A 7,188-nucleotide genomic window follows, 5' to 3' on the forward strand; every position below is an offset into this window, starting at 1 on the left:
CCTGCCGATCCGCGTCGAGCTGCGCGCGCTGGAGAAGGAAGACTTCCGCCGCATCCTGACGGAGACCGAGGCAAGCCTCATCAAGCAGTATGTGGCGTTGATGGAGACGGAAGGCGTGACGCTGGAATTCACCGACGACGCCATCGACCGGCTCGCGGCCATTGCCGTCGACCTGAATGCCAGCGTCGAGAACATCGGTGCCCGCCGTCTGCAGACCGTCATGGAACGGGTGCTCGACGACATTTCCTACGACGCACCGGATCGTTCGGGCACAACGCTCAACATCGATGCGGGCTATGTCGACGAGAATGTCGGCGATCTCGCCAAGAACACGGATCTCTCGCGCTTCATTCTCTAGAAGCGCACCAAGCTCAAACGCCTCGCGGCCCGCGCCGACGGGGCGTTTTTTCATGCCCGTACCAGGTGTGACATCTCTGCCGCGGTCGTGCCGTCATCGCGCTCTGTCCGCGAATGCCTCTCGACTTGGTTCCAACCTTTGCCTAATTTGCCCTTCATCCAGAAAAAATGAGAACGACTCGGGGGCGCAGGCAGCGCGACATGGCATCAGGGGCTCGATTGGTAATTGGCATATGCTCCGGCTTGATCGTCGCTGGCATATTGCCCGCTGCAGCAGCGAAGCTGGTACCGGAGGGCAACCGCAACGCCGAGCAACCCTCTGTGCCCGGCGTTTCGGCCAAGCGCACCAAATCTGCCCAGACGACCTATGAAGCCAAATACGGCAAGGTCTACCAACTTCTGAAGAACGACAGCGGACTCGTTTCCAAGATCCGCTCCATTTCCGCCAGCTATCATATCGACCCCGTCCATATGGTTGGTGCGATTGTCGGTGAACATACCTACAATGTGGACGCCTATGACCGCCTGCAAACCTATTATGTCAAAGCGGTCTCTTATCTTAAGAGCGATTTTTCCTTCTCCCATGGCGGCGAGACCATCGGGCAGTTCATCCAGCGTCCCGAATTCGCCGGATGCGAAAAGGAAAAGGGCAGCTATGATTTATGGTCTTGCCGCGAAACCGTTTGGGACAAATCGTTTCGCGGCAAAGCGGTGGATTCGACAAAATGGCCGAACGACCGCTTCGGTGCGGTGTTTTTCCAGCCCTTCTATGCCGGCCAGACCTTCGGCATCGGGCAGCTGAACCCGTTGACCGCGCTGAAGATGACCGATCTGGTGCATGAGGTGTCCGGCTTCCATCGCATCAACCACGACGACCCGCAGGAAGTTTACCAGACCATTATGGATCCGGATAAGTCGCTCGCTTATGTGGCGGCGACCGTGAAGAAATCCATCGCCGCCTACAAACGTATCGCCGATTTCGACATTTCCGGGAATCCGGGCATCACCGCCACGCTCTACAATCTCGGCAATCCGGAGGCCCGCGCCGCGCGGCTCGCGGCCGAAAACCGTATCCGCCAGGCAAAGGGCCAGCGTCTCAAGCTTCCGGAAGAGAATTATTACGGGTGGCTGGTGAACGACAAGCTCGACGAGCTGAAGGCGCTTTTCCACGATTCGTAGACTGCGACGTTCGCGCCGGGATTATGTCCCGTCGATCGCCCGGTCGCCGGTAATCGCCTTGAGCTGCTTCAGAAGCACCGCGATTTCTGCGTTTCTCAAAGAACCTATATGCGCCGCCAGAAGATTGGCCAGCTCCGTCGCCTGCGGCGAAAGCCGCGCCGTGTCCACCACCACGCGCGGATGGGACAGTTCGGCAATGCGCTGAAATTCGTCCGCGTCGTCCCAGATGACGTTGAAATAGCCGATGATCTTCTGAACCATCGCCCAGTTGGGCGGGCTGGCACGTCCATGTTCCAGCGAAGACAGATAAGCGGCACTAACACCTATGGCCGCCGCCATCTCTTTCTGGCTGACACCGCGCTCGCGGCGCAAACGCCGTATCTTTTCTCCAAGCGGCGTCACATGCCGCTCCCATGCCTGCGTTTCAGGCGAACGTAGAAGGCGCCGCCGCCGCCGTGGCGCCGGCTCGCCTCGTCGATCCCGCTCACCAGCGACGCGAAGGGCGGCGTCGCAAGCCAGCGCGGCAGCGCGCGCCGCAACACGCCATCGCTGCCGAACGAAGCCCCCTTGCCGGTAATCACCAGCACATGCCGCATGCCGTCCGCATGGGCGCGGTTCAGAAACGACAGAAGCAGGCTGTGCGCTTCCGACTGAGTCAGCCCATGCAGATCCACGCGCCCTTCCAGAATCAGCCTGCCACGGGCCAGCTTGGTGTGCGTCGGCTTGTCGATGCGGCGTGTCGGGTGCGCCTTTGCGGGCGTTGGCGACGCGCCGGAGAGCGCGGGCTTGGCGGCAGGTTGTCCTGCATCCTGAGCCACAAGCCGCGAGAGCTCGGCCATCGTATCGTCCGCCGCTTCGGGGAGATCGTCGAGCGCTTTGCCTCTGAGCGGCTCGGTCGTGCGTGCGACACGGTTCCACAATATGCGATCTTCCATACTCAGGCGCTTCGGGGCATGGCCGCTCATCGATCGGCCTCCATGAATGCCTTTGGAAGCAGCGCATAAAAATCCGCCTTGTGGCGGATCACGCCGGCGATCTCGCCTGCCGCAGCCCCACTGCCGATGAAGAGATCGGCGCGCGCCGGACCGGTAATCGCCGAACCCGTGTCCTGGGCGATCATCAGGCGGCGGAACGGCCGGCGCTCGACCGCGTCCAGTTCGGGCGCATCGATGAAGAAGGGTGTGCCGAATGTGTGCAGAAGCCGGTCCACGGCGATGGACCGCCCCGGCGTGAGCTGCACCTTGGCAGCCGCCACCGGCCCCAGCTCGGACATGCCCGCGTCGGTTTCGCGAAAAAAAATGAACGAGCGATTCTGCCAGAGAATCTCGTCAACCCGCTCCGGATTGTCGGAAAACCAGGCGCGAATGCTCTGCATTGTAACGGCGTTCGGCGCGATTTCGCCAAGCCCCATCAAAACCTTTCCAGCGCCGGTAAAATGGTGACCCGATTTCGCGGTATAGGTCACCCGCATCGTCGTGCCGTCCTCGAACCGCAACCGGGCCGCGCCCTGAACATGGATAAAATAAGCGTCGATCCTGTTGTCGAGCCAGACCAGTTCGAGGCCGCGCCCTTCCAGCGCGCCGCGGTCGATCGCACCGCGGTCGTGATACTCGACGAGTCCACGCTCTGTCTTGCGGGCAAAGGCGAAGTATGGGTCGAGACCGGCGGGCCGGTTCTCGTCGTCCACATCGACCAGGTCGTCCGGGCGCCGGTAAAGCGGCACGCAGAAGCGTTCCGTCCGTTCGCGCGAGGCTTTCACTTCCGGCTCGTAATACCCGGTGACAAAACCGGGGCCGCCATCGTCGGCGCGGATATGGCAGGGAATGAATTGCGCTTCGAAGAAGGCGCGGGCAGCCGCTTCATCTGCATCCGCCATCGCAAGCGCCGTCTCATGGGCTGGCGCGAATGCCGGAAGAGCGATGCCCAGCGCACCCGTGCGATAGGGTTTCACGGCGACGCGCTCGGCGGAGCGCGCAAATGCATGAAAGGCGGGAAGAACCGTGTCGTCCCGCCAGCCCGGAATGTCGCGAAACGAAACCCGCTCGAAGGATGGCGAAAGCGCCGCAGGCTGCGCGGCCGTGCACGACGCTTCGCCCGACAAGGATCAATCCTCGGCTTCGGTGGCGACGAGCTTCCAGTTGGGGTCGCGGGATCGCGTGTCGCGCGCGAAGGTCCAGACGTCCTTCACCTCGGCGACGGTTTCGGGATCGCCGTCGATCACCTCTCCGGCGCTGTCGCGCGTTGCGGAAATGAGCTCGCTGACAATACGAAGCGTCACATGAGCCTCCGAGCCCTTCATCTCGGCGGCGATGATGGTCATGTCGTCGATGCCGACGAAAGAGGACTCGATCTTCTCATTGCGTTTCTCACGCTCGTCTATGGCAGCGACAAAACCTTCGTAAACCTCGCGCGAAAGCAAGTTTTTAAGCGTGCGGCGGTCCCCGTCCGCGAAGGCCATGACAATCATTTCATAGGCCATCTTTGCGCCTTCAACGAAGCTTTGCGGACCGAAAGAGCTGTCTGCGTCCCTGATGGCCCGCATACCCTTGTTCAGATCGGTGCCCGGCTTGGCGACATTGTCGATCTCCACATAGGTCTGATCCGGCTCCCCGGCACCTTTGCGGCGCGGCAGAGAAACCACGTTTTCGCCATTGGTCGACTGTTCTTTCTTTGCCGAACTGCGCCCCGCCGTGTAGGGATCGAATGGCGGCCGTTCATTGCCGGTGCGCCGACCCAGCACATTGCGGAGCTGAAAGAAGATCACCACAGCGGCAATCAGAAAGAAAATCGTGCCGAAATCGAAAAATTCCATAGCGTCCAGCCAAACGAGCCACTGTGTTCCGCGGCACCTGCCGGCTCAGGGCAGATACAGAGGCGACGGCACCCCGTCCTTACCGGAAATCATATAGAACGCAGGGAGCCATCATTCAAATTCTCGGTCAGAATACCTATGTTTTCCCCACTGGCCAGCATGGAGCGGTCAGAAACCGCTTAAACAGGCAACAAGGCTAACAGGTTCGTGCGCTTTTCGATTGTTCCTTTCCTGCTTCTCGCCATTCCTTTGGCCGAGATCGCCACATTCGTGGTGGTCGGCAGCCAGATCGGCGTGTTCCCGACCCTGGCAATGGTCCTGGTGACTGCGATTGCCGGCTCCATTCTTCTGAGAATACAGGGTTTTGGCGTCGTTCGCCGCATTCAGCAGACAATGAACGAAGGCGGCGTGCCCGGGCGCGATCTGGTGCACGGCATGATGATCATGGTGGCCGGTGTTCTGCTTCTTACCCCGGGTTTCATCACCGACACGCTCGGCTTTCTGCTCTTCGTGCCGGCCATCCGCGATGCGGGTTGGAAATTTCTGCGCAGCCGCATCGTCATACTCGGTGGGCCCGCCGGCGCCGGCGGGCGACGCACCGACCCCCATCGACGCGACAGCGGGCCGCAGACCATCGACCTTTCCTCGGACGACTACAGCGATTCCGGCGACGAAAACTCACCCTGGCGCGGCCCCGACCGCAACTGAACCCGGCGGATTGGCCGTCTCGCCGCGCCTTGTCATGCGCCAATGCCCATGCTAGCGAGCATGCAATTCTAAAGGGGAGCCGCGCGGCTGCCAAACCACGCTTGAGGAAGAACACGCATGGCCAAGAAACCAGAAGAAAACAACGAAGCTGCGAAAGAGGCGCCAAAGGCCGGCAACGGCGCGCAGCCCGCGCTCAACGTGCTGACGCAGTATGTTAAGGACCTGTCCTTCGAGAGCCCCGGCGCCCCGCAATCGCTGCGTGGCCGCTCGGAATCGCCGGCGATCAACATCAACGTCAACGTCAATGCCAACCCGCTGGGCGAAACCGACTACGACGTTGTCCTGACGCTCAACGCCAAGGCCGAAGCCGAGGGCAAGGTTCTTTTCAACGTGGAACTCGTCTATGGCGGTGTTTTCCGTGTCGCCGGCTTCCCGCAGGAGCATATGCTGCCGGTGCTCTTCATCGAGTGCCCACGCCTTCTGTTCCCGTTCGCGCGCCAGGTCATCGCCGACGCGACGCGCGCCGGCGGCTTCCCGCCACTCATGATCGACCCGATCGATTTCGCGCGCATGTTCCAGCAGCGCGTTGCCGAGGAGCAGGCCAAAGGCCAGGTTCAGGTTTCCTGATCGAACCGATCGTTCACATCTTCGAAACGGGGCGGCGTTTTCCAGCGCCGCCCTGCTTTGTCTGGTCAGCGGAAAACCGAACGGCTCAGGCGCGCAGATTGTGCCACAGCGATTTTTCGCCGAGCTTTTCGACCAGTGCCTCATGTGCCGCGCGCTCTTCGTCGCTGATCCTCGGGGGAAGGGGCGTGGGCCTCGGCGACACGGTCGAAAACGTCGATCCCGAGTTTTCATCGCCACTTTCATTTCCGCTCGACACTTCGAGACCGAGCGCAGCCTGCTTGCCACCGATCAGCTCGATATAAACCTCGGCCAGAAGCTCGGCATCGAGCAGGGCCCCGTGCTTGGTGCGGTGGCTGTTGTCGATGCCATACCGACGACACAGCGCATCGAGCGAATTCGGTCCCATCGGGTGCTTGCGGCGCGCAATGGCAAGCGTGTCCACAACGAGACCCGGATCGACAGGCGGTACGCCTAGCCGGTCGAACTCGGCATTGATGAAGCCGATGTCGAAATTTGCGTTGTGCGCCACCAGCTTCGCACCGTCGATGAACTCAAGAAATTCTTCCAGAATGACGCCGAAAACCGGCTTATCGGCCAGATCCGCGTCGGAAATTCCGTGAACGGCCTGTGCTTCGGGATGAACCGAACGGCCCTGTGCATTGATGAAACGATGCAGCGAGCGGCCCGTGGGAAAGCGGTTGACCAGCTCGACACAGCCAAGCTCGATTACACGGTCCTCGTTGGAATCGAGACCCGTTGTTTCCGTGTCGAAAACGATTTCGCGCATTGATCCGCTCCTGAATGCCCGTTCGCGACCAACATGCGCAGCCGCGCGGGGCGGCGCAAGGATGGTGTCACCGGAACGACGTTTCGGCTGGGGAAAGTTCCGCAATCACCGCTCTCACGGCTTCGCGTGCCGGTTTCATACCTTTGCCGGTATCGACGATGAAGTCGGCGCGTTCACGTTTTTCGGCGTCGGGCACCTGGCGGGCGAGGATCGCGGTGAGTTTTTCCTCAGTCATTCCCGGGCGCGACAGAACCCGCCGGCGCTGCTCCTCGGCCGGCGCGGTGACGACGACAATGCGGTCGACGCGGTCCTCGCCGCCGGTTTCGAACAGAAGAGGAATATCGAGCACGACAATCGGTGTTCCGTCTTTCCGATGTTCGGCGACGAAAGCGTCCGCATCCTGGCGCACCAGCGGATGGACGATCTCTTCCAGCGCCTTGAAGGCTTCCGGTTTCCCAAGGACCGCCTTGGCCAATCGCTCGCGGTCGACGGTGCCCTCTACCACGGTTCCGGGAAAGCGCGCTTCGATCAGCGGTGCCGCCGCGCCCGCATAGAGCTTGTGGACCGCGGCATCGGAATCGTGCAACGGGACGCCTTCCTCGACGAACATCCGGCCCGTCGTCGATTTTCCCATGCCGATGGAACCGGTCAGTCCGAAAACCAGCATCGCCTCAAACCCTGAGCGCGCCGTGCGTGCGCATGAAATCGAGCAGGGGGA

At 61.4% G+C, this 7,188-nt stretch carries 9 protein-coding genes and 1 pseudogene; 4 read left to right on the forward strand and 6 right to left on the reverse strand.

The window, feature by feature from the left end:
• Both QZ638_RS21255 and QZ638_RS21260 read left to right on the forward strand, forming a co-directional pair.
• Positions 1 to 358 (forward strand): annotated as a pseudogene (locus tag QZ638_RS21255) (HslU--HslV peptidase ATPase subunit); the annotation flags it as partial.
• A 200-nt stretch (positions 359 to 558) separates the two neighbouring features.
• The gene (locus QZ638_RS21260) at positions 559 to 1,536 is read left to right on the forward strand and encodes a DUF1402 family protein (protein WP_295814200.1); all 978 of its coding nucleotides are present in this window, start codon (positions 559 to 561) and stop codon (positions 1,534 to 1,536) included.
• Between the two features lie 21 nt (positions 1,537 to 1,557).
• Here QZ638_RS21260 and QZ638_RS21265 read toward each other — a convergent pair whose 3' ends face one another.
• From QZ638_RS21265 to QZ638_RS21280, 4 genes are read right to left on the reverse strand one after another with little or no spacing between them, the layout of a single operon-like run.
• The gene (locus QZ638_RS21265) at positions 1,558 to 1,938 is read right to left on the reverse strand and encodes a helix-turn-helix transcriptional regulator (protein ID WP_295814204.1); all 381 of its coding nucleotides are present in this window, start codon (positions 1,936 to 1,938) and stop codon (positions 1,558 to 1,560) included.
• The gene (locus QZ638_RS21270) at positions 1,935 to 2,501 is read right to left on the reverse strand and encodes a Smr/MutS family protein (protein WP_295814208.1); all 567 of its coding nucleotides are present in this window, start codon (positions 2,499 to 2,501) and stop codon (positions 1,935 to 1,937) included. Before QZ638_RS21270 ends, QZ638_RS21265 begins: the two co-directional genes overlap by 4 nt.
• Positions 2,498 to 3,637 carry a murein transglycosylase A gene (locus tag QZ638_RS21275; RefSeq protein ID WP_295814212.1) on the reverse strand — a complete coding sequence of 380 codons (1,140 nt, stop codon included), beginning with the start codon at positions 3,635 to 3,637 and terminating at the stop codon, positions 2,498 to 2,500. The genes QZ638_RS21270 and QZ638_RS21275 overlap by 4 nt, the downstream gene beginning before the upstream one ends.
• Positions 3,638 to 3,640: 3 nt before the next feature.
• Positions 3,641 to 4,348: a Tim44/TimA family putative adaptor protein gene (locus tag QZ638_RS21280; protein WP_295814215.1), complete on the reverse strand. Its 708-nt coding sequence runs from the start codon at positions 4,346 to 4,348 to the stop codon at positions 3,641 to 3,643.
• Between the two features lie 207 nt (positions 4,349 to 4,555).
• On the opposite strand from QZ638_RS21280, the gene QZ638_RS21285 reads away from it, so the two are divergent.
• Together QZ638_RS21285 and secB are read left to right on the forward strand one after the other, a co-directional pair.
• The gene (locus tag QZ638_RS21285; protein WP_295814217.1) at positions 4,556 to 5,056 is read left to right on the forward strand and encodes an FxsA family protein; all 501 of its coding nucleotides are present in this window, start codon (positions 4,556 to 4,558) and stop codon (positions 5,054 to 5,056) included.
• 117 nt (positions 5,057 to 5,173) lie between these two features.
• Positions 5,174 to 5,683 (forward strand): protein-export chaperone SecB, encoded by a 510-nt coding sequence (gene secB / locus QZ638_RS21290; RefSeq protein ID WP_295814219.1) that lies wholly within the window; start codon positions 5,174 to 5,176, stop codon positions 5,681 to 5,683.
• A gap of 85 nt (positions 5,684 to 5,768) precedes the next feature.
• On the opposite strand, the gene dnaQ is transcribed toward secB, so the two are convergent.
• Entirely contained in the window at positions 5,769 to 6,470 is a 702-nt protein-coding gene (gene dnaQ, locus QZ638_RS21295; protein WP_295814222.1) for a DNA polymerase III subunit epsilon, read from the reverse strand.
• Positions 6,471 to 6,537: 67 nt separating this feature from the next.
• The gene (gene coaE / locus QZ638_RS21300) at positions 6,538 to 7,137 is read right to left on the reverse strand and encodes a dephospho-CoA kinase (protein ID WP_295814224.1); all 600 of its coding nucleotides are present in this window, start codon (positions 7,135 to 7,137) and stop codon (positions 6,538 to 6,540) included.
• Positions 7,138 to 7,188 lie beyond the last annotated feature (51 nt).

This window comes from uncultured Nitratireductor sp. (assembly GCF_913053745.1).
Lineage (GTDB): Bacteria > Pseudomonadota > Alphaproteobacteria > Rhizobiales > Rhizobiaceae > Nitratireductor.

Coding starts and splice junctions, on each gene's coding strand:
- QZ638_RS21280 (WP_295814215.1), bottom strand. CDS start 4,348: ATGGAATTTTTCGATTTCGGCACGATTTTCTTTCTGATTGCCGCTGTG.
- coaE (WP_295814224.1), bottom strand. CDS start 7,137: ATGCTGGTTTTCGGACTGACCGGTTCCATCGGCATGGGAAAATCGACG.
- QZ638_RS21270 (WP_295814208.1), bottom strand. CDS start 2,501: ATGAGCGGCCATGCCCCGAAGCGCCTGAGTATGGAAGATCGCATATTG.
- dnaQ (WP_295814222.1), bottom strand. CDS start 6,470: ATGCGCGAAATCGTTTTCGACACGGAAACAACGGGTCTCGATTCCAAC.
- secB (WP_295814219.1), top strand. CDS start 5,174: ATGGCCAAGAAACCAGAAGAAAACAACGAAGCTGCGAAAGAGGCGCCA.
- QZ638_RS21260 (WP_295814200.1), top strand. CDS start 559: ATGGCATCAGGGGCTCGATTGGTAATTGGCATATGCTCCGGCTTGATC.